We start from the raw sequence: 23,770 nt of genomic DNA, 5'->3' as shown, positions 1-23,770 counted from the left end.
GATCGGGCGAATGAAGGCGGCATGGCGGGGCCGGGTGCGGCGGGCGACGATGGTAACGGGCGGCACGCTGGTGCTCGCCGGGATGGCGGCTGCGGGTTGGGCGCAGGGACCGCACTGGGTGCCAGCCTGGGGATCGGCGCAAATGGTCGCCGCCCAGGCCGAAGCGGACAAGCTGGCGGCGCTGGGGCCAGTGACGGTGCGACAGACCGTCCACCTTTCGGGCGGTGGCACGATGGTGCGCGTGCGGCTGTCGAATATCGCGGGCACCGCGCCGCTGCGGATCGACGCCGCTGCGCTGGGCAAGGGCGCGCCCGCCAGCGCCATTGTCACCGGCAATACGCCGCTGACCTTCGCGGGCACACGTGCTGTCACCATCCCGGCGGGTGCCGAAGTCTATTCGGACCCCTTGCCGCTCGCAACCAAGGCGGGTGACGATCTGACGATCAGCCTGTTCTTCCCGGACGCGCCCGCCACGCGCACTGGCCACCCCGGCGCGCGCGCGACGACCTTTGCCGCGCGCGGCGACCAGACCGCTGCGGCATCGCTGATCGACCCGCAGACCGTCGGCGGCTGGTGGAGCCTCGCCGATGTGGAGGTCAGCGGTGGCGGCACGACGGGGACGATCGTCGCGATCGGCGATTCGATCACCGATGGCCGCGGCGTGCGTGACGATGCGAACACGCGCTGGCCCGACGAACTGGCACGCCGCCTGTCCGCAAACCGCGCCACCGCGGGCCTGTCGGTGGTCAACGCCGGGATCGGCGGCAATCGCGTGCTGCTCGACGGCGCCGGCCCCAATCTGCTCGCACGGTTCGATCGGGACGTGATCGACCGGCCCAACGTACGCGCGGCGATCGTGCTGGAAGGGGTCAACGATCTCGGTATGCTGACGCGCGACCGACCTGTCGATGCCGCGACCCATCGCGCGATGATCACCGCCATCACCGCTGCGTATCGGCACATCGCAGCGCGGGCTCATGCGCATGGCATCCGGCTGATCGGGGGCACGATCACGCCGCTGGTCGGCAACGCGAATTATCACGACGGCCCTGAAACGGAGGCGGACCGGCAGGCGATCAATCGCTTCATCCGTACCTCCGGCACGTTCGACGCGGTGGTCGATTTCGACGCGGCGGTCCGCGACCCGGCGCATCCGGACCGGCTGCTGCCCGCTTATGATACTGGCGACCACCTTCATCCCAACGAAGCCGGCTATCGCGCGATGGCTCAGGCGATCCCGCTGTCGTTCTTCACCGAGCGACGGATTGCTGGCGCCGCCGCCCCGATCACGGTCGGGCCGCAGCCCATGTCGCCGCAGATCGCGCTGACCTTCGACGACCTGCCCTCTCATGGTCCGTTGCCGATCGGGGACGACCGCCTGCGCATCGCGCAGCGCATTATCGCGGCACTGAAGGCCGAACGGGCGCCCGCGTTCGGCTTCTATAACGGCGGATTCGCAAGTGATGCGACGGCGCCTCAGGTGGTTGCAGCATGGCGCCGTGCCGGGCTTCCGATCGGCAACCACAGTTGGAGCCACGGCAATCTGGCGACGACGACGGCGCCCGCCTTCCTCGCCGACGTCGCCCGCGACGAGCCGACGCTGGCTGCGGCCGGAAAGGGCAGCGACTGGCGCTGGTTCCGCTACCCGTTCCTCAGCGAGGGCAAGGATGTCGCGCAGGTCGGCGCAGTGCGCGCAGGGTTGCGGGCGAAAGGCTATCGTATTGCCGCGGTGACGATGAGCTTCGGCGATTACGGCTGGAACGACGCATATGCGCGTTGCGTGGAGAAGAGGGACGACGCCGCCATCGCGACGCTCGAAACCAGCTTCCTCGCCGCCGCGCGTGCGCAAGCGCTCCGCTCGCGCGCATTATCCCAAGCCGCGTTAGGGCGCGACATTCCCTATGTCCTGCTGATGCATCTGGGGGCGTTCGATGCGCGGATGATGCCGCGCCTGCTGGCGCAGTATCGCGAGATGGGCTTCGCCTTCACGACGCTGCAACGCGCGGAAGCGGACCCCTTCTACGCGGCAGCGACTAACCTGAGCTTGCCCGGCCCCAGCCCGACGCTCGAAGCCGCAGCAGCGGCGAAGGGGGTTCCCATTCCCGTCGACGCCCCGTTGCCGCCCGCCACGCTCTGCGCGTGACGGGACGGCGCACGCGTCAGACCAATGCGTTGCGGCGGATCAGTTCCTTGTACCACAGAGCGCTCAGCTTCGGGGTCCGCTTCTGCGTGGCGAAGTCGACGTGGTGGATGCCGAAGCGCTTGCCATAGCCATCCGCCCATTCGAAATTGTCCATCAGGCTCCACAGGAAATAGCCCTTCAGCGGATAGCCTTCGGCGGCGGCGCGGCGGAACTGGCCCAGATAGTTGCGCAGGTACATGATCCGGTCGGAGTCATCGACCAGCCCGCTCGCGTTGACGGGATCGTCCGCCGAACACCCGTTCTCGCTGATGTAGATCGCCTTGGGCTTCCACAACTCGCTGACCGCACGCACGCCCCAATAGGCGACCTCCGGTCCTACATACAGCCAGGGCGATGCCATCCGCGGTGACGAGGGCAGATGCGGCAGCGGCGTGTAACCGCGCGGGGCCGACGGATCGGCCTTCACATACGTCGGCGTATAGATGTTGAGCGCGACGAAATCGATCGGACTGCCGATCGCCGCCATGTCGCCTGCCTGTACCTTGGGCGCGTCGGCCCCGGCGGCGGCGAGATAGCTGTCCGGATATGCCCCCTCCATGATCGCGGTCAGGAACATGGCATTGTCGTCGCGCAGCGCCTTTTTCGCCGCCGCGATATGATCGGGCGTCTCGATGACGGGGACGAAGATATTGGCGTTGTCGGCAAGGCCTACCTCGGTCCCGGCCCGCACATTGGCGCGAATGGCCTGGACCCCCAGGCCATGCGCCAGCACGCCATGATGGCGGACCTGATTGACCTGCCCCTGGGGCAGCTTCAGCCCCGGCGCATGGATACCGACCATATGACCCAGGTCAGTAAAGCAGCGCAGTTCGTTGACCGTCATGAAGCGGTGGACGCGGTCGGACAGCTTGCCCGCCATGAAGCCCGCATAATCGGCGAAGGCCTTCGCCGTATCGCGATTCTGCCAACCGCCGGGCAGTGCCTGCGGCAGATCCCAGTGGAACAGGGTGACATTGGGCTGGATGCCCGCCGCCAGCAGGCCGTCGATTACGCGGTTGTAATAGTCGATGCCCTTTTGGTTGGGCTTGCCGCGCCCGTCGGGAAAGATGCGCGACCAGGCGAGCGACAGGCGATAGGCCTTTACGCCGAGGGCCTTCAGGAGGGCGATGTCATCCTTGTACCGGTGATAGCTGTCGCAGGCGACATCGCCGGTATCGCCATTGGCGACCTTGCCCGGCGTATGTGAGAATACGTCCCAATTGGTCTGCCCGCGGCCGTCCTCCTTCACCGCGCCTTCGATCTGATAGGAGGCGGTGGCGCAGCCCCACAGGAAATCCTTGGGAAAGCTGAGGTCCTGCGGTGTCATCGGATCTGCACCCGCGACTGTGGCAAGACCATTGGCCGCCAAACCGGCAGCACCCCCCAACATGCCCTTCGTCAGAAAATCGCGGCGATCCATGCGCCCTCTCCCTTTGTGATATCGTTAGCATAACGATGTGTCAGAAGTTTCGCTGTGTGAAAAGCGGCCCATCGCTCTTTCCGTTGCAGCCTTTCCTCGCCCTTATGATGGCGTTACCACTAGCCGAAAGGCGTCGTCGTAAGGCGCCAATCATCGAGAGGGTCTGCCATGAAGCCGCTGTTTGCCTTGTTGCTGATCGGCACCAGTGCCGTGGCCGATGCGGCTCCTCGGTTCGATGGCGTCCTGACCGACCATGGTGTGATCCAGCGGGGACAACCGGTCGACCTATCGGGCGATGCGGCCCCCGGCGAAATGGTGATGGTGACGCTCGCCGGGCACAGCGTCACTGCGCGCGCCGACCGAACCGGCCGCTTTGCCGCGCAGCTTCCCGCGCTGCCCGCCGGCGGCCCCTACGACCTGACCATCGCCGCTCCGAGTGGCGCTGCGGTGGTACGCGACCTGTTGGTGGGCGACGTGTTCCTCTGTTCGGGGCAGAGCAACATGGAGATGACCGTTTCGAGCGCGCAGGACATGATCGCCGACGCGCATGCCCCCGCCGACGATAAACTGCGGCTGCTCACCGTAGCGAAAGTGTCTTCCGCGACGCCGCTGGCCCGCTTTGCCGACCAGCCCCGCTGGGTCGCGGCGACGCCCGAGAGCGTCCCCGGCTTTTCGGCCGCCTGCTATTACATGGTGCAGGCCCTCCGCCGCACCGCCGACGTCCCGATCGGCGCGATCCATGCCAGCTGGGGCGGGTCACGGATCAGCGCGTGGATGAGCGATGCCGCCCTGCGCCGTGCCGGCATGGCGGATGCCGCCGACCTGCTGGCGCTGTACGCGCGCGATCCCGCCGCAGCCAACACGCGAGCGATGACCGCGTGGGAGGAGTGGTGGCGAAAGGGATCGGGCGATGCCGCGGGGCGCGAGCCCTGGCAGCCGGGGGCGCGGCTCGACTGGCGACCGGTGCCGTCGATGACCAACTTCGAACATTGGGGCGTGCCCGAACTCGCCGAGTATAACGGCATGCTCTGGTACAGCCGCGACGTCGATGTCTCGGCGCAGCAGGCACGAGGACCGGCGACGTTGACGCTGGGCGCAATCGACGATGCGGATCGGACCTGGGTCAACGGCAAGGGGGTTGGCGGCAGCAGCCTGGCATCGCAGATGCGGGTCTACGCGCTTCCCGCCGGAACGCTGACCGCGGGCCGCAACGTCATCACCGTCAATGACGACGACGTCTATGCGCTCGGCGGGATGACCGGCCCGGCCGAGGCAATGCGGATCACCTTTGCCGATGGCAGCAGCATTCCGCTGGGCTCCGGCTGGCGTTACGCGATCGCCAAACGGTTGACGGGCGCCGCACCGCGCGTGCCTTGGGACGACATCAACGGCGCGGGCACGCTGTACAATGCGATGATCGCGCCGCTGGGGCATACGCATGTCGCCGGCATCGCCTGGTATCAAGGTGAATCGGATACCGGTATCCCGGGATATGACCGGCGCCTTGCCGCCCTGTTTGCCGACTGGCGCGCGCGGCTGGGCAGCCCGCAGGCGGCATGGGGCGTCGTACAACTATCGTCTTATGGTGCCGTCCCCGCCGCGCCGGCCGAAAGCGGTTGGGGCGAGGTGCGCAATGCGCAACGCATGGTCGCCGAGCGGGACGGACGTGCGGGCATTGCGGTATCGCACGATATCGGCGATCCGCTCGATATCCACCCCGGCGAGAAGCATGCCGTGGGCCAGCGGCTTGCCCGCGTCATGCGCGCCGTCGTCTACAAGGACGCGATCGGCGCGTCCGGGCCAGCGATTGCGACGGCCCGGGCGAGCGGCACCGGCGTGGCGTTGCGGTTTAGCGGTGTCACCGGGGCGCTCCATGCACGGGGCGCCGCGCAGGCAATCGGCTTCGAATTGTGCGGCGCTGGGCCGGGCACGTGTCGCTTTGCCGCCGGCAGCACGGTCGACAACGACGGCGTGATGCTGTCGGGCGACGGCAAGCCGGTCACGCGCGTGCGCTACGCATGGGGGGACACCGCCATCACCAACCTCACCGATGATGCCGGCCTGCCGGTGGGGGCGTTCGAGATACCGGTGTCCTGAGCCACGGTCCGCCGTCCCGTCATTCGCACGATTGATGGCCCTATCGTCAATTCGGATTTGCGATTGGTTGCGCGAGCGGCTTTATCGGCGCGATGGACACTTCGACGACCAATCCGCTGCTCGATACCGATGCGCTGCCCCGTTTCGCCGAGATCACGCCCGAGATGATCGCGCCCGCGCTCGACGTGGCGCTGGCCGAACATCAAGCGACGGTCGCCGCGATCAAGGCAGCGAAACCCACCAATTTCGCGTCCGTATGGCTCCCCTATGAGCGGGCGAACACGCGCATCGACGCGATCTGGTCGGCGGTGTCGCACCTGCACGGCGTCGCCGACACGCCCGACATTCGCGCTGCGCATGCCGAAGCGCAGCGCCGGCTGACCGAGCATAGCATCGCCGTCGGCCAGGACCGCGACTTCCACGATATCCTGGTCGGCCTTACGACATCGCCCGATTTCGCCGCCCTGCCAGTGGCCGATCGTGTCGCGGTGGAGCATGCGGTGCGTGATTTCCGCCTGTCGGGCGTGGCGCTGGATGCCGACGATCGCGACCGCTTTCGCGACATCTCGGTCGAGCTATCCGCACTGTCCAACGCGTTTGGCAGCGCGGTGCTGGATGCGACCGAAAGCTGGAGCGAGCATGTCACCGACGCGGCGCTGCTCGACGGCGTGTCCGACGCGGACAAGACGATGCTCGCCGCCGCCGCGAAGGCCAAGGGGCTCGACGGCTGGCTGGTCACGCTGCAACAACCCAGCGTCAACGCGATCCTGACCTTCGCGGCGAACCGCGACCTGCGGGCGCGGGTCTATCGGGCGTCGGCTACGCGCGCATCGGATCAGGGGCCGGACGCCGGGAAATTCGATAACTCGCCGCGCATCGCCCGCATCTTGGAACTGCGGCATGAGGCCGCCCGGCTGTTGGGCTTTGCCGATCCGGTCGAATGGTCGCTCGCCACCAAGATGGCGCCCAATGCCGGCGAAGTGCTCGCCTTCCTGCGCGACCTGGCGCGCCGGGCCAAGCCGGCCGCGGAGCGCGACTTGGCCGAGCTGAGGGCCTACGCCGCCGCGGAGCTGGGCATCGCCGACCTGCAGCCATGGGACGTCGGCTTCGCCTCGAACAAGCTGCGCCAGTCGCGCTACGCCGTCGACGAGCAATTGGTGCGCGCCTATTTCCCCGTCGAACGCGTCGTAGCGGGATGGCAGGCGCTGCTGACCCGACTGTTCGGCGTCACGCTGGTCGAGCGTCACGACGTGTCGCTCTATCACCCGGACGCGCGCTATTTCGACGTGATCGACGAGGGCGGCACGGTGCTGGCCGGCATGTACCTCGACCTCCACGCCCGCGCCGGCAAGCGGGGCGGCGCCTGGATGAGCGAGGCACGGCCGCGGCTTCACGACGGCAACACGATCGCCAATCCAGTGGCCTATCTGGTGTGCAACTTCCCGCCAGCCAGCGAAGGGTCGCCGGCGCTGTTGAGCCACAACGACGTTACCACCTTGCTCCACGAGACGGGCCACGTCCTCCATCTGCTGTTCACGCGGGTGAACCGGCCGAGCATCGCCGGCACCAACGGGTTCGAATGGGACGCGATCGAGCTGCCCAGCCAGCTGATGGAAGATTTCGCCTGGGATGCGGATGTGTTGACCGGCATGTCCGGTCATGTCGCGACCGGCGAGCGCCTGCCGCGCGACCTGTTCGACCGAATGGTGAAGGCGCGGCATTTCCAGGCGGGGCTGTTCATCGTCCGACAGGTGGAATTCGCTTTGTTCGATCTGCTGCTCCACCTCGGAACGATGGGGTCCGACCCGATCGAGGTGATCGAGGCAGTGCGCGACGAGGTGGCGGTGATCCGGCCGCCGGCGTGGAATCGCTTCCCGCATGCGTTCAGCCATATTTTCGCGGGCGGCTATGCCTCGGGCTATTACAGCTACCTGTGGGCAGAGCTGCTGGCCGCCGATGGCTTCGACCGCTTCCGTGAGGCGGGCCTCGTCGACCGCACGACCGGGGACCTGTTTCGCGAGGAAGTGCTGGCGCGAGGCGCGACACGGCCGGCGGCAGACAGCTTCCGCGCGTTCCGTGGTCGCGACCCCGATCCGGTCGCGATGCTGGTGCGGCACGGACTGCAATGATGCGGACGCGTACGAACCGGACGTGGCTGGCCGAGGCGGTGCGGCGGATCGAGGCGGACTTCAACCGATCCGCCGACACGCATCTGATCCGCGTCGATCTGCCGCGCTTTCCGGGTATCACGCTCTATTTGAAGGACGAAAGTTCGCATCCAACGGGTAGCCTGAAGCACCGGTTGGCGCGCTCGCTGTTCCTCTACGCTTTGTGCAACGAGTGGATCGGGCCCGATACATGCGTGATCGAGGCGTCGTCGGGCTCGACCGCGGTGAGCGAAGCCTATTTCGCGCGGATGCTGGGGCTGCGGTTCATTGCCGTGGTGCCCGCCAGCACCGCGGCGCCGAAGCTTGATGCGATCCGCTTCCATGGCGGCGAGATCCACACGGTCGACGATCCGCGGGCGATCTACGAAGCGTCGCACCGGCTCGCTGCGGAAACCGGCGGGCATTTCATCGACCAGTTCACCTATGCGGAACGCGCAACCGATTGGCGTGGCAACAACAACATCGCCGAATCGATCTTCGCGCAGATGGCGGCGGAAGAGCATCCAGTGCCGTCCTGGGTGGTGTGCGGCGCGGGAACCGGCGGCACATCAGCGACGATCGGGCGCTTTATCCGCTATTGTCGCTATGACAGTGAGTTGTGCGTCGCCGACCCCGTGCATTCGGTGTTCCATCGCCATTTCTGCAATTGTTCGGTGACTGCCTTGCCTGAAGGATGCGGTTCGCGGATCGAAGGCATCGGCCGCCCGCGTGTCGAGCCGAGTTTCGTGCCGAGCGTCATCGATAGGATGATCGCGGTCGAAGATGCGGACAGCATCGGCGCGATGCGCGCGCTGTCGGATCGACTGGGGCGACGGGTCGGCGGATCGACCGGCACCAACTTGATCGCCTGCATGACGCTGATCGAGGAAATGGCGGCGGCAGGCCGCACCGGCAGCGTCGTCACCTTGCTGTGTGACGGGGGCGAGCGGTACGGCTGTACGTACTATGACGATGCCTGGCTCAGCACCCATGGCGTCGCGTGGGAAGCCGCAGCGGCGCGAACCGCTGCGTTCCTGGGTTCGTAGAGCGGCTTATACCTTGGCGGCGCTCGAGCCGCCTTCGGCGTAGAGGGTGGCATAGCGGCGGGTGATCGTCGGCAAGGCGTCGTCGATCCATGCCGCCATCCGCTCTTCCTCGCCGAGCGATTGCGACAGCAATGTCGTCGCAGAGCTGAACCCGCCGTCTTCGGCGAGGGTCAGCAGCGATTTGTACGCCGCGATTTCGAAATGCTCGAAGGCGTAATTGGCGAAGCTGTTCTTCAGGATCTCGTCGCCCGCCGGGACGTGGGCGATCGCCGCCATCGTGCCGGACAGGCTGAGCGCCGCCTCCTTCAGCAGCGAGCCGCTGGTGTCGAATCCTTCGAGCAGTTCGTCGAGCCGGGCGATCTGCTGGTTGGTTTCCTCGATGTGGCGGCGAAGCTGGTCGGCGACTTCGGGATAATGTTCGATGCGGCTGACCTGCGGCGTCATGATCGACAGCGCTTGCTTTTCCACGGCGTGCGCATTGCGCAGGCCGACGATGAAGAGGTCGCGCAGGCGGTCCGGCTGGGCTGTCATGGCGTGCTGTCTTTCGATCGTTGAAGGGTACAATCGATCAACGGCCAAAGACGGCCTAAGTCTCGGCGAGATATAGGTTTTTCTGATTGATCCGGGTTAGGAAGGCGCCGGCCCATCGGCCCGGCGCCCTCCCAAATTCATGCCGCGACCGGAGCCTCAGCCAGCGCCGAACGGATGACATCGACCGCATCGGCGGCCTTGCTGCCATCAGGCCCACCGCCCTGCGCCATGTCCGGACGACCGCCGCCGCCCTGCCCGCCGAGAACCGCCACCGCCTTGCGCAGCAAGTCGACCGCACTGACGCGCCCGACCAGATCATCGGTCACGCCGACCGCGATCGAGGCGCGGCCATCGTTCACCGCGACCATCACCGCGACGCCCGATCCGCCGAGCCGCTGCTTGGCCTCGTCGACCGCACCGCGCAGCCCCTTGGCATCGAAGCCGTCCAGCACCTGCCCGATAAAGGCGACGCCGCCGACCTGCTCCGGCCCAGCCGGACCACCGGCGCCGCCGCCCATGGCGAGCGCCTTCTTCGCCTCGGCCAGCTCACGCTCCAACCGGCGTCGTTCGTCGAGCAGCGCGGCGACGCGGGCAGGCACCTCGTCCGGCGTGGTCTTGAGCGTCGCCGCCGTCTCGCGCAGGCGTTCGTCGCGGCCGACCAGATAGGCGCGCGCCGCTTCGCCGGTCAGCGCCTCGACGCGGCGGACACCGGACGACACCGCGCCCTCACCCACCACCTTGAACAGACCGATATCACCGAGCGCGTTGACATGGGTACCGCCGCACAGCTCGATCGAGTAGGTCTTGCCACCAACCTCCGTGCCCATCGAGACGACGCGGACCTCGTCGCCGTATTTCTCGCCGAACAGCGCCATTGCGCCTTCGGCGATCGCCTCGTCCGGGGTCATCAGCCGGGTGGTGACGGCGCCATTGCCGCGGATCTGCGCGTTGACCGCGGCTTCGGCGTCGGCGAGTTCGGCCGGCGTCATCGCGACCGGGTGCGACACGTCGAAGCGCAACCGCTCCGGCGCGACCAGCGAGCCCTTTTGCGCGACATGGGTGCCGAGCCGCTGGCGCAGCGCCTCGTGCAACAGGTGCGTCGCCGAATGGTTGGCACGGATCGCGGCGCGGCGGGCGACGTCGATCTGCAGCTTCACCGCATCGCCGACCGTGATCGACCCGGCCTCGACCACCGCATGATGGACGAAGATGCGGCCGAGCTGCTTCGAGGTTTCGCTGACGGTGGCGCGCAGGCCCGCGTCGGTCGAGATCGTCCCACTGTCGCCGACCTGGCCGCCGCTCTCGCCGTAGAACGGCGTCTGGTTGACGATGATCGCGACAGTGTCGCCTGCACTCGCCGTGTCGACGCGCGCACCGTCCTTGACCAGCGCGACGACTTCCGCCTCGCCGATATCGGCCGAATAGCCGATGAATTCGGTCGAGCCGGTTTCCTCGGCGATGTCGAACCACAGATCGTCCGATGCCTTGGCGCCAGACCCCTTCCATGCCGCACGCGCCGCGCGCTTCTGTTCTGCCATCGCGGCGTCGAAGCCGGCACGATCGACGTGAAGCCCCTGCGTACGCAGTGCGTCCTCGGTCAGGTCGTAGGGAAAGCCATAGGTGTCGTAGAGCTTGAACGCGGTTTCGCCGGCGAGCGTATCGCCCTCGGCCATGCCCGAGGTCGCCTCGTCGAGCAGCTTCAGCCCCTTGTCGAGCGTCTTGCGGAACTGCGTTTCTTCCTGGCGCAACGTCGCCTCGATCAGCGGCTGGGCGCGGACGAGCTCGGGGTAGGCGGCGCCCATTTCTGCGACGAGCGCCGGCACTAGCCGGTGCATCAACGGCTCCTTGGCACCCAGCAGATGCGCGTGGCGCATCGCACGGCGCATGATCCGGCGCAGCACGTAACCGCGCCCTTCGTTTGCCGGCAGCACGCCGTCCGCAACGAGGAAGCCCGATGAGCGCAGGTGATCGGCGATGACGCGATGCGACGCGCGCCGCTCGCCCTCGGCATCGGTGCCGGTCAGCGAGGTGGATGCGGCGATCAGCGCCTTGAACGTATCCGTGTCGTAATTGTCGTGCACGCCCTGCAGGACCGCGGCAATCCGCTCCAGCCCCATGCCGGTATCGATCGACTTCTTCGGCAGTTCGCCAACGATCTCATTGGCCTCCTGCTCATATTGCATGAACACGAGGTTCCAGATCTCGACGAAGCGGTCGCCGTCCTCATCCGGGCTGCCGGGAGGGCCACCGAAGATATGGTCGCCGTGGTCGTAGAAGATTTCCGAGCACGGACCACATGGCCCGCTGTCGCCCATCGCCCAGAAATTGTCCTTCGTGGCGATGCGGATGATCCGCTCTTCGGGCAGGTATTTGGTCCAGAGGCCGTACGCCTCGTCGTCGGTATGGTAGACGGTGGCGGTGAGCTTTTCGGCTGGAATGCCCCAGACGCTCGTCAGCAACGTCCAAGCGTGGTGGATCGCCTGTTCCTTGAAATAGTCGCCGAACGAGAAGTTGCCGAGCATTTCGAAGAAGGTGTGGTGGCGCGCGGTGTAGCCGACATTGTCGAGGTCGTTGTGCTTGCCGCCGGCGCGTACCGACTTCTGGCTGCTCGTCGCGGTGACGTAGGGGCGGGTTTCCAGCCCCGTGAACACATTCTTGAACGGCACCATGCCGGCGTTGACGAACATCAACGTCGGGTCGTTCTGCGGCACCAACGGCGCGGAGGGCACGATGGTGTGGCCGGCGCTCGCGAAATATTCGAGGAAGCTGCGGCGAATGTCGTTGGTCGAGATCATAGGCGTCGTGACTTAGGCGAGAGCGCCCCTCCCCTCAAGCATGATCGGCGGCCCAGCGCAGGCCGCCAGGCAGATCGGTCGCGGCAAAGTCCATCTGCAGCACGCGGCGGCGAAGGCCGGGCGCGCTGCGCGCCGACGCGTGCAGGATCAGCGTGGCGTAGAACCAGACGCTACCCGCCTCGGCGAGGCACGTCGCCGTGCCGCATCGGGCAACGACGTCGGGAATCGCGTCTTCCCAGACAAGCCCCAGCCGGTGTGATCCCGGAGCGACTTCGAGAGGTGCATTATCAGGCCCGACGGGATCGAGGTGCAGGCGTACGGTCAGCATCGTTTCCAGCACGTCGATCGGTGGTGAGACATGCAGCCGCCCCTGTTTGACCGTCCATGGCCCATAGCCGGTAACATCGACGCGCTCGGCGACCTCGATCGTGCGATCCTGATGCCAGCCCAGCGCCCAATTGTTTACGTCTCGCTTGTCGAACAACAGCGCCCGGACCGGCCGCGCCGCGGAACCGATCACATGCCGCACATCGTCGCTGATCGCGCGGCAGGCGCTCAAATGGGCCGCGTCTCCGGGTGCGATCCGCAAACCCGGGCGATCGGCAGGCATGACGTTGAACAGCCGCTCTAATTCGGCGAGGGCCACGGCGTCGAGCCGTCCCGGCCATAGGGTGAAACCGTGCTCTGCCAGCGCCTGCTTCATCCGAACGGCCGATCGATCGAGCGGGGCGGCGTGCTGAACCAGCGGGGGCCGTCGGTGGTCATGTGGAAACAGTCTTCCAGGCGGACGCCGAACTTCCCGGGGAGGTAGAGGCCGGGTTCGTCGGAGAAGCACATGCCGGGTGCGAGGCGCGTCGCTTCGCCACGGACGAGATTGACGGGTTCGTGGCCGTCCATGCCGATGCCATGACCGGTGCGGTGCGACAGGCCGGGCAGCTTATAGTCGGGGCCGTAGCCCAGGCTGGTGTAATAGCCGCGGACGGCATCGTCGACGCTGCCAGCGGTGGCGCCGAGCTTCGCGGCGGCGAAGGCGACCTGCTGGCCGCGGGCGACCTGATCCCAGACCTTGCGGTGTTCCGCGCCGGGCGTCCCCTTCGGCACCCAGGTGCGCGAGACGTCGGACTGATAGCCCTGCACGGTGCAACCGCAGTCCATCAGCAGGATTTCGCCCGGCGTGACGCGATATACCTCGCGGCTGCCGTGGGGCAGTGCGGCTGCGGGGCCGATCAGCGCGAGCGCGAATTCGGGGTCGCCGCCCAGTTTGCGCGTCGCAGCGTTCATCAGCGCGCCGATCTCCGCGCCGATCATGCCGGTTTCGACGCGGGGCGCGAGCCAGCGATAGGCCGCCAGCGTGACGTCCGTCGCAGTCTGCATCAGCGCGAGTTCGGCCGGGGTCTTCACCATACGGCAACCGCGGACGACCGGGTTGGCGCTGACTTGCCGTGCGGCGGATGCGAAGCGGGCGAGATCGGCGGGAATGAAGCTGCGGACGGTTTCCTCGATGCCGATCCTGGCGTTGGCGAGGCCGCGCTCCTTCAGCCAGCCGGCGACGATGGCGAGCGCGTTGCCGTCCTCCTGCCAGACGCGCACCTCTGCGGGGACCGCGAGCGACTGATGGACCGAGGGCTCCTCGAAGAAGGGGGTGACGATCAACGGTTGCCCTTCGCGGGGCAGGATGGCGAGCGTCGGACGCTCGCTGCGTCCCCAGCGGACGCCGGTGAAGTAGATCATCGACGATCCCGGCTCGATCAGGACGGCGCCGATGTCGTTCTGCGCCATCAGCGTCTGAGCGCGGGCCAAGCGGCGGGCGCGCTCGTCGGGACCGATCGGCCGGGCGCCGGTGGTAATGTCGCGCAACGCCGACAGGTCGGGTTCGGCAGCACGAAGCATGGCCGACGAGAGCAGCGGCGTAGCGGCGGCCGCGGCGAGAAACGTGCGGCGCGAGGGGGTGAAGGGCATCGCGAAACGATACGGCGCTTGACCCGGCGCTCGCAATCCCCTTCCCTTAGCGGCGAATCCGGGAGGGAATGAATGGCCAAGCGGCTGACTGTATTTATTGTTATCGGCCTGTTGCTCGGCATCGTTACCGGCCTGGTTCTGAACGGCTGGCTGGACGACGGCACGCCGGAGGCCGCGGCGCGGCTGAAGGCGATCGCCGGCTATTTCACGATCGGCACGACGGTGTTCCTGCGGCTGATCAAGATGATCATCGCGCCGCTCGTCTTCGCGACATTGGTCAGCGGCATTGCGCAGATGGGCGATACCGCGGCGTTGGGGCGCGTCGGCGCCAAGGCAATCGGCTGGTTCATCGGCGCGAGCCTGGTGTCGCTGGGCCTTGGCCTGGTGCTGGTCAATGCGATTCATCCGGGCGTCGGCATCAACCTGGCGCTGCCGCCGGCGGGCACCGATGCCGGCGTGGCCACCGCGGCATTCAGCCTCGACAAGTTCATCACGCATATCGTCCCCGCCTCGATGATCGAGGCGATGGCGACCAACGAAATCCTGCAGATCGTCGTCTTTTCGATCTTCGTCGGCGTCGCGCTGACCGCGGTCGGCGAGCGCGGTGCGCCGCTTGTGCGGGCGGTCGACGGCCTCGTCGCCGTCATGCTGCGGATCACCGACTATGTGATGCGCGTGGCGCCGGTGGCGGTGTTCTGCGCCGTGACCGCCACACTCGCCGAGCGCGGTGCGGGGGTGATCGGGCAGCTCGCCTTCTTCATGGGCAGTTTCTATTTCGCGCTCCTGTGCCTGTGGGCAGTGCTGCTCGGCGTCGGGTTCCTCGTCATCGGGCCGCGGATCAAGGACCTGATCCGCTACGTTCGCGAGCCGCTGCTCGTCGCCTTCACCACGGCGTCGTCGGAAGCCGCCTATCCGCGGATGCTGGAGGCACTCGACAAGTTCGGGGTGCCGCCGCGGATCGCGAGTTTCGTCCTTCCCCTGGGCTATTCGTTCAACCTCGACGGTTCGATGATCTACATGACGTTCGCGTCGCTGTTCATCGCCCAGGCCTATGGCATCGACATGCCACTGGGGACGCAGGTGGCGATGCTGCTGTTCCTGATGATCTCGTCCAAGGGGATCGCCGGGGTGCCCCGCGCCAGCCTGGTGGTGATCGCCGCGGTGCTGCCGGTGTTCGACATTCCGGAGGCGGGGCTGCTGCTGATCCTGGCCATCGACCATTTCCTCGACATGGGGCGTACCGCGACCAACGTGATCGGCAATGCGGTGGCGGCGTCGGTCGTCGCGAAATGGGAGGGCGGCTTCGATCCGCGCGAACCCGCCGAGATCGACCCTGCGGTGACCGAGGGGCCGGCGTTGCCGCCGGCCACCAGCTTCAGGCACTAAGCATCGGGGTCAGGCGTAAGCGTAAGCGCCTCCCTTCGCGAGCGCCGCCTGGTACGCCGGGCGGGCGTGGACCTTTTCGAGCCAGGCGATCGTCGCCGGGCGGGAGGCGTCCAGGCCGGCGCGGCTGCGCGCGGCTTCCAACGGGAAGCTCATCATGATGTCGGCGGCCGTCATCGCGTCGCCGGCGAACCATGGGCGCTGCTTCAGCTCCGATTCGACATAGTCGAGATGGACGTCGATCATCGGCTGAATGCGCTTCACCGCGGCCTTGCCCATCAGCGGCACGCGGCTGAGCACCAGCTTCAGCAACAGCGGCGGCATTAGCGAGCCTTCGGCATAATGCAGCCAGAAGCGGTAGCGGAGCGCCGAGTCGCGGTGCGCGGGCGCGCCCAGGCGGCCATCGGCCTTCTCGACCAGATATTCGACGATCGCACCGGTTTCGGCGATGACGTGGCCGCCGTCGGTATCCTCGATCACCGGCGATTTGCCCAAGGGGTGGACCTGCTTCAGCTCGGGCGGCGCGAGCATCGTCTTCTTGTTCCGCTCGTAGCGCTTGACCTGATAGGGCAGGCCCAGCTCCTCGAGCATCCACAGCACGCGCTGCGATCGGCTGTTTTCGAGATGGTGGACGATGATCATGGCTGTTCCCCTGTTGCGGTCGCGCGCCAGATCCAGGCGGAGGCCGGGAGCGCGACGATGCCGTCGGCTGCATAACGCTTCAATGCCGATTTGAGCCGGTCGTCGAGCGACGGATCGGCGGCGTCCTTGAGCGCCGAGGCGAGCGGGCCGATGTGGTGGAAGAAATCGGCGGCATCGGCGACCGGATCGGGGCCGGCCCCGGCGACATAGGCGAAATCGATGCGGGTGGCGCTGTCGACCGTCCAGCCTGCCGATTCTAGGATCGTGGCGGTGGCCGCCTGGTCGGCAAACCCGAAGGGTCCGGGGGCGTAGCCGGGGGCGACCTCTGGGCGGGTGCCGGTGACCTGCTCGATCAAATCGGATGCCCAGACATTGTCGCGGCGATCGCGGAAGCAGGAGAAGACGAGGCGGGCGCCTGAATTGGCCGCGGTGCGCAGCGCCGTGAAGGCGGCGATGGGGTCGGCGAAGAACATGACGCCGTGGCGCGAGACGATGAGGTCGGCGGGTGGGAGTTGCAGGACCATCGCAACGGCGTCGCCGGCGTGGAAGGTGACGGTGCCGCGGTCGCCGGCGCGGGTGTGCGCCGTCCGGATCAGATCGGCGGACAGGTCCAGGCCGGTGACGGTGGCGTCGGGACGCGCGTCGGCGAGTGCGAGGCTGGTGGCGCCGGCGCCGCAGCCGATGTCGATCGCGTGGAAGGGGCCGGCGGGGGCGGCGGTGCGGATCGCGGCGTCGAGATGCGGCGACAGGTTGGCGAAGGAGCGGTCGGTGCGCTGCCATTCGGCGGCCCAGGTGCGGCCGACGCGGCCGGTCCAGTCGGTGGCGGAGGTCATGGGGTGGGTCCGGTCTTGGTGGGGTGGGCGCACGTCTGCCCCTTGCTCTGCGTCACCCCGGACGTGTTCCGGGGTCCACTCAGCCGCGGGGGCGAGGCTTGAGTCTTCAACTGTGCCCGTGCCGCACGGTGGACCCCGGAACACGTCCAGGGTGACGTGGTGAGTGTGGATCGGGCAGGAACGACACCTGCCCCGCTCATCCGGCTGCGGGCGAGGCGTGAGGGGCTATACGGATTACGCCCCCAACCCATTTTCCGCCAAAACGAGCGTGGAAGTGGACGAAGTGGAGGATACGTCATCGTCCGGAGTATCCCATGCGAAAGGGGCCCGCCGTTGCCGGCGAGCCCCCCCGTAGCATCCGATCGGATGGCGCGGCGATCACAGATCGTCGTCGGCTTCCGGTCCGGCCATCATTTCCTCGGCGACCTTTTCGGTGCGCTGGCGGATCGCCTTTTCGAGGCGGTCGGCCATCTCGGGGTTTTCGCGCAAATAGTTCTTGGCGTTCTCACGCCCCTGCCCGATCCGCACCGAATCGTAGGAGAACCAGCTGCCCGACTTTTCGACGAGGCCCGCCTTGACGCCGAGGTCGAGGATCTCGCCGATCTTCGAAATGCCCTCGCCGTACATGATGTCGAATTCGACCTGCTTGAACGGCGGTGCGACCTTGTTCTTTACCACCTTCACACGCGTGGTGTTGCCGGTGACTTCCTCGCGATCCTTGATCGCGCCGGTGCGGCGGATGTCGAGGCGGACGGAGGCGTAGAACTTCAGCGCGTTGCCGCCCGTCGTCGTTTCCGGGTTGCCGTACATCACGCCGATCTTCATGCGCAGCTGGTTGATGAAGATCACCATGCAGCGCGAGCGGCTGATCGAGCCGGTGAGCTTGCGCAGCGACTGCGACATCAGGCGGGCCTGAAGGCCGACGTGGCTGTCGCCCATCTCGCCCTCGATTTCGGCACGGGGGACAAGCGCGGCGACCGAATCGACCACCAGCACGTCGATCGCGTTCGAGCGGACGAGCGTGTCGGTGATTTCGAGCGCCTGTTCGCCGGTATCGGGCTGCGACACGATCAGTTCGTCGATGTTGACGCCCAGCTTCTTAGCATAGACGGGATCGAGCGCATGTTCGGCGTCGACGAAGGCGGCGGTGCCGCCGTTCTTCTGCGCTTCGGCGATGACATGCAGCGCGAGCGTGGTCTTGCCCGACGATTCAGGGCCATAGACCTCGATCACGCGGCCACGCGGCAGACCGCCGACGCCGAGCGCGATGTCGAGGCCGAGGCTGCCGGTCGAGATCGCCTCGACCTGCATCGTTTCCTTCTGACCGAGCTTCATCGCGCTGCCCTTGCCGAAGGCGCGGTCGATCTGCGCGAGGGCGGCGTCGAGCGCCTTTTGACGGTCTGCGTTTGCGGTTGCCATGCCGGTGTCGATCACTTTCAGATTGGCGGCCATCGGGAGGGTTCCTCGCTAGAGCAAGCGCGCGGCATGAGCAACGCGTCTGTTCTGTATGTACGATGTTTGTTCCATGAGAACAAGAGGGGAACTTTGGTTTTTGGCCATGGGGTTGGTGGGATATGGTGCGCGCGAAGACGCGAAGGCGCGAAGCGCGGAGGCGCTGGGGGCGCGGAGGGGTTGCGCGTGTGCAGCGGCTGTTTGGGGCCTTGGGCGTCACCTCAGCGCGGGCTGGGGTCTTTCTCGGCGCTGGTGGTGCGCTGCAACTATAAGATCCCAGCCTGCACTGGGATGACGGTTGGGGAACGGGAGGGCTAGGCCTTTACGTCAGGGTCGTGGCTAGGGTCCACCAGCCCTTGGCCGCGGCTGCGTCACGAGCCGTGTCTCTCGTACCCCCGTCCGCGAACAGAGCGAAACAGGTGGCGCCGCTGCCGGACATGCGCGCCAGGCGGACGCCCTCTGCCAGTTCGAGGAGCGACAGGACGTCGGCGATGACGGGGGCGAGTGCGAGCGCGGCGGGTTGCAGGTCGTTGCGGCCGGCGATGGCGCGGGTGAAGAGGGCACCCTCTCCGGCTATGCCGCCGCGGTCGGTGCCGTCCCAGCGGGCGAAGACGGCAGCGGTGCTGACCGCGACGCCGGGGTTGACGAGGAGCAACGGCGTGCCGGTGAGGCCGGTGATGGGGACCAACGCCTCGCCCTTGCCGGTGCCCAAGGTGGTGCGGCCGTCGAGGCAGGCGGGCACATCGGCGCCGAGCGTTTCGGCGAGGACGAACAGACGCGGGTCTCCCGGCGCGATAGCGTGCAAGCGGGCGAGCGCGCGTAGCGTCGCGGCGGCGTCGGCCGAACCGCCGCCTATCCCTGAGGCGATGGGGAGATGCTTGTCGAGCGTGATCGCGTGATGCCGGGCGATGCCGAACGTGTCGCGGAAAGCGCTGGCGGCCTTTTGCACGAGGTTCGGGCCGGAGGCCGTCTCGAGTGCCGCGGCAAACGGGCCGGTGATGGCGAAGCTGTCAGTGTCGGCGGGCACGACCGTCACCGTGTCGCCGTCGGCCGCGAAGGCGAACAGCGTTTCGAGCTCGTGATAGCCGTCCGGCCGGCGGTGGCGGACGTGGAGCGCGAGGTTGATCTTAGCGGGGGCGGCTTCGACGATCATCGGGCGGGCGGGCCTTGTGCAATCCGGGCGGCAAGCGCCGCGGCATCCTGGGCCGGGGCGGTCAGCGCCGCGGCGCGCCACGCGTAGCGGGCTTCGTAACGGCGGCCCAGCGCCCAATAGACGTCGCCGAGATGTTCGGCGATTTCGGCATTGGTGGGTTCCGCCTCGGCGGCGCGCTCGATCAGCGGCAGCGCGCGCGTGGTGTCGCCGTTGACGAACAGCGCCCAGCCGAGCGAATCGGCGATCGAGGCGTCGTCGGGCTTGGCGGCGTGTGCGCGCTCCAGCATCGCGATCGACGCGGGAACGTCGACGCGGCGTTCGGCTTGCGCATAGCCGAGGTAGTTGAGCGCGAGCGGCTCGGCGGGGGCGAGCGCCACCGCCTTTTGCAGCGCCGCGCGGGCGGCGGGCCAGTCGCCCGCCTGCTCCAGCGCACCGCCATATTGCAGCCAGGCGTTCCACGCGGTGGGCTGCGCCTCGGCGATGCGGCGATACCAACGGGCGGCTTCGGCATAATTGCCGGCGGTGCTGAGCTGATCGGCGTAGAGCTGCCATGCGGCGGGGCCGGCGTCGGCGCGTTCGGCGTCGCGGCGGGCGAGTGCGAGGGCGTCGGCGGTGCGATCGGCGCGGGCGAGGATCGATATGCGCGCGGCGACGGCGGTGGACGCGAACGGGCTGGACGCCGGCACGGCGTCGAGCGTCGCGAGCGCCTGATCGGTCGCATCCTCCCCCGCGAGCGCCTGGGCGAGCAGCAGGCGGGCGCGATCGTTGGCGGGCGACGCGATGAGCGCGGTGCGGGTGAGCGCGATCGAGAGCGGCGCGACGTCCTGGTCGACGAGGTCGCCGGCGACGCGGGCGAGCAGGCGCGAAACGCCATAGGCGAGTGTCGGCTTGGCGGCGGCACCCTGACGGAGCGCGGCGAGCGCGGGGTCGTTGCCGGCGAGCAGTGCGCGCGCCTCGTCGGCATGGCCGGTGCCGAACAGCAATTGCGCGGCGGACAGGCGCAGGTCGACGGGCGAACCGGTTTCGCGGAGGGCCTGCACGGTCTTCAGCCCCTGCCCCGTGTCGCCGCGGGCGATCTGGAGCAGCGCCGCGGTTTCGGCGGCGAGGCGCTGGGTGACGGGGTCTTTCCCGGCGCTGGTTATGGCGGGGGCGGGATCGCGGCCGGCGGCATAAGCGATCCAGGCGCGCAGCGAGGGCACCATGACGGCGAGCGGTGTGCGCGCCAGCGTTTGCGTCGCGGCCTCGGCCCCTGCCGCATCGTTGCGGGCGGCGGCGAGCGCGAGGGGAAGCAGCGCGAGGTCGGCAGGCGCGCCAGGCTGGTCGCGCAGCACCGCGGCGGCGCGGGTGGCGAGCGGGATGTCGCCCGCGGCGAGCGCCTGGCGGTAGGCACGCAACGCCACCGTAGCATCGCCGGGCCGGGCGGCGAGCGCGCGGGCGTAACCGGCGATGGCGGTGGCGACGTCGCCGTCCGCATCGGCGACGCGGGCCTGCATATAGTCCGCGACCGGATCGGTGCGGCGAGCCGCATCGGCCTGAGCGGGCGCGGCGGCCGCGATGCTCAGAACCGATGCGAAGATCAGACGCTTACATATTGGGATAATTGGGGCCTCCACCGCCCTCCGGCACCACCCAGTTGATGTTCTGCGTGGGGTCCTTGATGTCGCATGTCTTGCAGTGGACGCAGTTTTGCGCGTTGATGACGAACTTGGGATCGCCCGTCTCCTGCCCGACGATCTCGTAAACGCCGGCCGGGCAATAGCGTTGCGCAGGCTCGTCGTAGAGCGGCAGATCGTATTCGACGGGGACGTTGGGGTCCTTCAGCGTCAGATGGACAGGCTGGTCCTCCTCATGGTTGGTGTTCGACAGGAACACCGACGACAGGCGGTCGAAGGTCAGGACGCCATCGGGCTTCGGGTAGACCGGGGCCTTCACCAGATCCTTGCGCCAGAGCGTCTCGTGGTCCGGATGATGCTTCATCGTGAAGGGCATCTTGAGGCCGAAATGTTCGAGCCACATCGTGATGCCGGCAAGACCCGACCCTAGGAAATCGCCGAACTTCTTGACCAGCGGCACGACGTTGCGGACGATCGACAGCTCCTTCTTCACCCAGCTGTGCTCGAACGCCTCGGGGTAAGCGGCCAGTTCGTCATGCTGACGCTGCGACAGGATCGCGTCGGCGGCGGCTTCGGCGGCCATCATGCCGCTCTTCATCGCGGTGTGCGTGCCCTTGATGCGCGGCACGTTGAGGAAACCGGCGCTGTCACCGATCAGCGCGCCGCCGGGGAAAACGAGCTTCGGAATCGACTGGAGCCCGCCGTCGCTGATCGCACGCGCGCCGTAGCTGACGCGCTTGGCACCCTTCAGGATCGCAGCGATTTCGGGGTGGGTCTTCCACTTCTGCATCTCCTGGAACGGCGAGATGTAGGGGTTGGAATAGTTGAGCCAGGTGACGAAGCCGAGGCTGACCTGGCCATTCGCCTGATGGTACAGCCAGCCGCCACCATTGGCGTCGTCGCCCAGCGGCCAGCCCTGCGTGTGGATGACGCGGCCGGGCTGGTGGAACTCCGGATCGATGTCCCACAATTCCTTGACGCCTAGGCCATAGACCTGCGGATCGCTGTCCTTTGCCAGGTCGAAGGTGCGGATCACTTCCTTCGTGAGGTGTCCGCGGCAACCCTCTGCAAAGAAGGTATATTTGGCGTGGAGTTCGAGGCCGGGCTGGTAATCGCCCTTGTGCGTGCCGTCGCGCGCGACGCCCATGTCGCCGGTCGCGACGCCCATCACCCTGCCCTGCTCGTCGAACAGGATTTCGGCGGCGGCGAAGCCGGGGAAGATTTCGACGCCCAGCTCCTCGGCCTTGCCCGCGAGCCAACGGCACAGGTTGCCGAGGCTGCCGGTGTAGGTGCCCTTGTTGTGCAGGAACGGCGGCGTCCACAGATGCGGCAGAACGGTCTTTTTCTTCTCCGTCAGCACCCAGTGGAGGTTTTCGGTCACCGGCACTTCGGCGAGCGGGCAGTCCTGCCGCCAGTCGGGCAGCAGTTCGTCGAGGCTGCGCGGATCGATCACCGCACCCGACAGGATGTGCGCGCCGACCTCGGAGCCCTTTTCGAGCACGCAGACGCTGAGGTCCGCGCCCTTTTCGGCCGCCACCTGTTTGAACCGGATCGCCGCCGACAGGCCCGCCGGGCCGGCGCCGACGATCACCACGTCGTAAGGCATCGATTCACGTTGCGTCATTGTCATCCACTCCCGGATACGGTTGCGGTTGTCGGCGCCGGGGGATAGCGGTCAGGCGCAGGCCGACAACGTCTCGTCTCTGAACCGCGATCGGACAAGTTGACGAAAACGTCAACCTACAGAAAGAGAGAAACGTGGGGGCCGATCAGCATCACAGTTGGAATGAGAGCCTCGCGAGCGCGCTCGACTGGTGGCAGGAGGCGGGCGTCGACACGCTCGTCGACGCGGATCCGCGCGACTGGCTGACCCAGCCGATGGCCACGCCGGTCTTCGCGCGGGCGCCCTCCCCCGCCGCGCCGGTCGAACTGGCACCGGCGATGCCCGCCGAACTGGCCGACTTCATCTTATGGCGCGGCGGCGATGCCGTGCCCGAAGTGTCGTGGCGCGGCGTCTCGATCGCGGCGACCGGCCCGGCGGATGCCGCGGTGATGGTGCTGGTCGACTGCCCCGACAAGGACGACGATGCCGCCGGCATCCTGATGAGCGGCGAGACGGGGCGGCTGTTCGACCGCATGCTCGCCGCGATCGGCCTGTCGCGCGAGACGATCCACCTCGCCTCGGTCTGCGCGAAGCGGCCCGTTGCCGGGCGGATGCCGCGCGAGGTGGAAGCGCAGCTGGCCGATATCGCCAAGCACCACATCGGCCTCGTCGCGCCGAAACGGCTGTTGCTGATGGGCAATGCGGCGAGCCGTGCGATTTTGGGGGCGGAAATGCCCGGGACGCGCGGGTCTTTACACGCGTTTAACCATAGACGGGGAAAGACAGGGGTGGTCGCCAGCTTTCATCCGCGCTTCCTGATCGAGAAGCCGGCGGCGAAGGCGGAGGCCTGGAAGGACCTGCAATTGCTGATGGGGAATTTGTCCGCATGACCCGTACGCTGGCGCCAGGAATAG

General features: G+C 67.5%; 17 protein-coding genes. 6 read left to right on the top strand and 11 right to left on the bottom strand.

Features of this window, described 5'->3' with window-relative positions:
- The first annotated feature begins 10 nt into the window (after positions 1-10).
- The gene (locus ACGVWT_RS01945) at positions 11-2,143 is read left to right on the top strand and encodes a GDSL-type esterase/lipase family protein (protein WP_315461283.1); all 2,133 of its coding nucleotides are present in this window, start codon (positions 11-13) and stop codon (positions 2,141-2,143) included.
- Positions 2,144-2,159: 16 nt separating this feature from the next.
- Here ACGVWT_RS01945 and ACGVWT_RS01940 read toward each other — a convergent pair whose 3' ends face one another.
- Positions 2,160-3,602, bottom strand: a complete 1,443-nt coding sequence (locus ACGVWT_RS01940) for a GH1 family beta-glucosidase (protein ID WP_315461284.1) — start codon at positions 3,600-3,602, stop codon at positions 2,160-2,162.
- A gap of 168 nt (positions 3,603-3,770) precedes the next feature.
- On the opposite strand from ACGVWT_RS01940, the gene ACGVWT_RS01935 reads away from it, so the two are divergent.
- The 3 genes from ACGVWT_RS01935 to ACGVWT_RS01925 all read left to right on the top strand — a co-directional run bounded on the left by ACGVWT_RS01935 (position 3,771) and on the right by ACGVWT_RS01925 (position 8,892).
- Positions 3,771-5,699 (top strand): sialate O-acetylesterase, encoded by a 1,929-nt coding sequence (locus ACGVWT_RS01935; RefSeq protein ID WP_315461285.1) that lies wholly within the window; start codon positions 3,771-3,773, stop codon positions 5,697-5,699.
- Between the two features lie 92 nt (positions 5,700-5,791).
- The gene (locus ACGVWT_RS01930; RefSeq protein ID WP_394425181.1) at positions 5,792-7,828 is read left to right on the top strand and encodes a M3 family metallopeptidase; all 2,037 of its coding nucleotides are present in this window, start codon (positions 5,792-5,794) and stop codon (positions 7,826-7,828) included.
- Positions 7,825-8,892, top strand: a complete 1,068-nt coding sequence (locus ACGVWT_RS01925) for a PLP-dependent cysteine synthase family protein (RefSeq protein WP_315461287.1) — start codon at positions 7,825-7,827, stop codon at positions 8,890-8,892. The genes ACGVWT_RS01930 and ACGVWT_RS01925 overlap by 4 nt, the downstream gene beginning before the upstream one ends.
- 6 nt (positions 8,893-8,898) lie before the next feature.
- On the opposite strand, the gene ACGVWT_RS01920 is transcribed toward ACGVWT_RS01925, so the two are convergent.
- From ACGVWT_RS01920 to ACGVWT_RS01905, 4 genes are all read right to left on the bottom strand, one after another.
- Positions 8,899-9,423 carry a ferritin-like domain-containing protein gene (locus tag ACGVWT_RS01920; RefSeq protein WP_116461227.1) on the bottom strand — a complete coding sequence of 175 codons (525 nt, stop codon included), beginning with the start codon at positions 9,421-9,423 and terminating at the stop codon, positions 8,899-8,901.
- 137 nt (positions 9,424-9,560) lie between these two features.
- Positions 9,561-12,218: an alanine--tRNA ligase gene (alaS, locus tag ACGVWT_RS01915; RefSeq protein WP_315461288.1), complete on the bottom strand. Its 2,658-nt coding sequence runs from the start codon at positions 12,216-12,218 to the stop codon at positions 9,561-9,563.
- Between the two features lie 34 nt (positions 12,219-12,252).
- Positions 12,253-12,921: a phytanoyl-CoA dioxygenase family protein gene (locus ACGVWT_RS01910; protein WP_315461289.1), complete on the bottom strand. Its 669-nt coding sequence runs from the start codon at positions 12,919-12,921 to the stop codon at positions 12,253-12,255.
- The gene (locus tag ACGVWT_RS01905) at positions 12,918-14,177 is read right to left on the bottom strand and encodes a Xaa-Pro peptidase family protein (RefSeq protein WP_315461290.1); all 1,260 of its coding nucleotides are present in this window, start codon (positions 14,175-14,177) and stop codon (positions 12,918-12,920) included. Before ACGVWT_RS01905 ends, ACGVWT_RS01910 begins: the two co-directional genes overlap by 4 nt.
- Before the next feature lie 72 nt (positions 14,178-14,249).
- Between ACGVWT_RS01905 and ACGVWT_RS01900 the strand changes: the two genes are divergently transcribed.
- Positions 14,250-15,563, top strand: coding sequence for a dicarboxylate/amino acid:cation symporter (locus ACGVWT_RS01900; protein ID WP_116461231.1), 1,314 nt, complete (start codon positions 14,250-14,252; stop codon positions 15,561-15,563).
- Positions 15,564-15,572: 9 nt separating this feature from the next.
- Here ACGVWT_RS01900 and ACGVWT_RS01895 read toward each other — a convergent pair whose 3' ends face one another.
- The 6 genes from ACGVWT_RS01895 to ACGVWT_RS01870 all read right to left on the bottom strand — a co-directional run bounded on the left by ACGVWT_RS01895 (position 15,573) and on the right by ACGVWT_RS01870 (position 22,877).
- Positions 15,573-16,202, bottom strand: coding sequence for a glutathione S-transferase family protein (locus ACGVWT_RS01895; RefSeq protein WP_116461232.1), 630 nt, complete (start codon positions 16,200-16,202; stop codon positions 15,573-15,575).
- Positions 16,199-17,035, bottom strand: a complete 837-nt coding sequence (locus ACGVWT_RS01890; protein ID WP_315461291.1) for a class I SAM-dependent methyltransferase — start codon at positions 17,033-17,035, stop codon at positions 16,199-16,201. The genes ACGVWT_RS01895 and ACGVWT_RS01890 overlap by 4 nt, the downstream gene beginning before the upstream one ends.
- 378 nt (positions 17,036-17,413) lie before the next feature.
- Complete coding sequence (recA, locus tag ACGVWT_RS01885; protein WP_017978889.1) at positions 17,414-18,487, bottom strand: recombinase RecA; 1,074 nt, start codon at positions 18,485-18,487, stop codon at positions 17,414-17,416.
- A gap of 322 nt (positions 18,488-18,809) precedes the next feature.
- A complete protein-coding gene (locus ACGVWT_RS01880; RefSeq protein ID WP_315461292.1) occupies positions 18,810-19,640 on the bottom strand; it encodes a 4-(cytidine 5'-diphospho)-2-C-methyl-D-erythritol kinase in 831 nt (276 codons plus the stop codon).
- Entirely contained in the window at positions 19,637-21,253 is a 1,617-nt protein-coding gene (locus tag ACGVWT_RS01875; RefSeq protein ID WP_315461293.1) for a tetratricopeptide repeat protein, read from the bottom strand. Before ACGVWT_RS01875 ends, ACGVWT_RS01880 begins: the two co-directional genes overlap by 4 nt.
- Positions 21,225-22,877 (bottom strand): electron transfer flavoprotein-ubiquinone oxidoreductase, encoded by a 1,653-nt coding sequence (locus ACGVWT_RS01870; protein ID WP_315461294.1) that lies wholly within the window; start codon positions 22,875-22,877, stop codon positions 21,225-21,227. The genes ACGVWT_RS01875 and ACGVWT_RS01870 overlap by 29 nt, the downstream gene beginning before the upstream one ends.
- 134 nt (positions 22,878-23,011) lie before the next feature.
- Between ACGVWT_RS01870 and ACGVWT_RS01865 the strand changes: the two genes are divergently transcribed.
- Positions 23,012-23,746 (top strand): uracil-DNA glycosylase, encoded by a 735-nt coding sequence (locus ACGVWT_RS01865; RefSeq protein WP_315461295.1) that lies wholly within the window; start codon positions 23,012-23,014, stop codon positions 23,744-23,746.
- The last annotated feature ends 24 nt before the right edge of the window (positions 23,747-23,770 follow it).

The sequence above is a fragment of the Sphingomonas sp. S6 genome (assembly GCF_043498045.1).
GTDB lineage: Bacteria > Pseudomonadota > Alphaproteobacteria > Sphingomonadales > Sphingomonadaceae > Sphingomonas.
This window is presented reverse-complemented; position numbering and strand designations above follow the sequence as displayed.

Bases quoted from the DNA above. Each gene is read 5' to 3' on its own strand.
- ACGVWT_RS01945 (WP_315461283.1), top strand. From the start codon at position 11: ATGAAGGCGGCATGGCGGGGCCGGGTGCGGCGGGCGACGATGGTAACG.
- ACGVWT_RS01940 (WP_315461284.1), bottom strand. From the start codon at position 3,602: ATGGATCGCCGCGATTTTCTGACGAAGGGCATGTTGGGGGGTGCTGCC.
- ACGVWT_RS01935 (WP_315461285.1), top strand. From the start codon at position 3,771: ATGAAGCCGCTGTTTGCCTTGTTGCTGATCGGCACCAGTGCCGTGGCC.
- ACGVWT_RS01930 (WP_394425181.1), top strand. From the start codon at position 5,792: ATGGACACTTCGACGACCAATCCGCTGCTCGATACCGATGCGCTGCCC.
- ACGVWT_RS01925 (WP_315461287.1), top strand. From the start codon at position 7,825: ATGATGCGGACGCGTACGAACCGGACGTGGCTGGCCGAGGCGGTGCGG.
- ACGVWT_RS01920 (WP_116461227.1), bottom strand. From the start codon at position 9,423: ATGACAGCCCAGCCGGACCGCCTGCGCGACCTCTTCATCGTCGGCCTG.
- alaS (WP_315461288.1), bottom strand. From the start codon at position 12,218: ATGATCTCGACCAACGACATTCGCCGCAGCTTCCTCGAATATTTCGCG.
- ACGVWT_RS01910 (WP_315461289.1), bottom strand. From the start codon at position 12,921: ATGAAGCAGGCGCTGGCAGAGCACGGTTTCACCCTATGGCCGGGACGG.
- ACGVWT_RS01905 (WP_315461290.1), bottom strand. From the start codon at position 14,177: ATGCCCTTCACCCCCTCGCGCCGCACGTTTCTCGCCGCGGCCGCCGCT.
- ACGVWT_RS01900 (WP_116461231.1), top strand. From the start codon at position 14,250: ATGGCCAAGCGGCTGACTGTATTTATTGTTATCGGCCTGTTGCTCGGC.
- ACGVWT_RS01895 (WP_116461232.1), bottom strand. From the start codon at position 16,202: ATGATCATCGTCCACCATCTCGAAAACAGCCGATCGCAGCGCGTGCTG.
- ACGVWT_RS01890 (WP_315461291.1), bottom strand. From the start codon at position 17,035: ATGACCTCCGCCACCGACTGGACCGGCCGCGTCGGCCGCACCTGGGCC.
- recA (WP_017978889.1), bottom strand. From the start codon at position 18,487: ATGGCCGCCAATCTGAAAGTGATCGACACCGGCATGGCAACCGCAAAC.
- ACGVWT_RS01880 (WP_315461292.1), bottom strand. From the start codon at position 19,640: ATGATCGTCGAAGCCGCCCCCGCTAAGATCAACCTCGCGCTCCACGTC.
- ACGVWT_RS01870 (WP_315461294.1), bottom strand. From the start codon at position 22,877: ATGACGCAACGTGAATCGATGCCTTACGACGTGGTGATCGTCGGCGCC.